The sequence below is a fragment of the Pseudomonas sp. AC463 genome, from assembly GCF_979253585.1.
The window spans coordinates 1-332 of the sequence record NZ_CEEDDZ010000313.1 but is presented as its reverse complement, the minus strand read 5'-3'; the positions used below and the strand labels follow the sequence as shown (position 1 = coordinate 332).

The window sequence follows — 332 nt, the reverse complement described above, 5'->3', positions numbered from 1 at the left end:
TTTCCTGGCCGATCATTCGCACCGGCTACATCGTCCGAGCGCTCCCACGGAGGCGCGAGCATGGAAGATCGACGGACTACCGCCGCGTCGTCGGCCGCGGATCGACCCAGCGGAACGTGTTGCTCGCCACCGGAACGCCATAACGCTGGTTCGAAAGGCGCACCGTCGTGCGATTGTTCTGGCTGTCGAGCGCGACCCAGCCCTGCAACGTCAGCCCCGCCGGGGCCGCCGCATCGCGCGCCAGCACCAGCGTGATGCGGCCATATTCGGGATGCTTGGGGTCGCGCGCCTCGACGGACACGAGCCGCGGATCGCCGGGCACGACCTTGGCG

The 332-nt window shown here is 69.0% G+C and carries 1 protein-coding gene; it reads right to left on the bottom strand.

Features of this window, described 5'->3' with window-relative positions; genetic code table 11:
• Nucleotides 1-76: 76 nt before the first annotated feature.
• The coding region (locus AC0IYH_RS30290; RefSeq protein ID WP_471837831.1) for a LolA family protein at nt 77-332 on the bottom strand (256 nt) is incomplete at its 5' end.